Raw genomic sequence first — 371 nt, 5'->3', positions numbered from 1 at the left:
CAGACCTGCCCGGAGACCCGGTGGTCCTGCTGCTCGGCAACCTCATCATGGTGGCTCAGTCGCACGATCGCCGGCACATCACCTGGCGCGAAGTGGCAAGCGTCGAACTCAGAGGGGCTGCGCCGGCATCCGCCTGATGTACGTTCGCCGTTGACACCCGCCCGCACCTTCGAGGACCAGCTATGACCGAGGACTCAGCCAGAGCAGCCGAACGGCTGGACATGCCGATCGACCCGACCCGCCCGCACCAGGCCCGTGTGTGGGACTTCTGGGTGGGAGGCAAGGACCACTACGCCGCCGACCGGGAGATGGCCGCCCAGGTCATGGAGGTCTTCCCCGGCATCGTCGACGTGGCCCGGCAATCCCGCTCC

Annotated in this window: 1 protein-coding gene; it reads left to right on the top strand. The window is 67.9% G+C overall.

The window, feature by feature from the left end; all coding sequences use genetic code 11:
* Nucleotides 1–182: 182 nt before the first annotated feature.
* Nucleotides 183–371, top strand: a 189-nt coding sequence (locus H5J30_RS35805) for an SAM-dependent methyltransferase (RefSeq protein ID WP_220189668.1), incomplete at its 3' end; no start/stop codon positions are given.

Origin of the sequence: Streptomyces phytophilus, from assembly GCF_013870535.1 — a bacterium.
Taxonomy (GTDB): Bacteria; Actinomycetota; Actinomycetes; order Streptomycetales; family Streptomycetaceae; genus Streptomyces; species Streptomyces phytophilus.
This window is presented reverse-complemented; position numbering and strand designations above follow the sequence as displayed.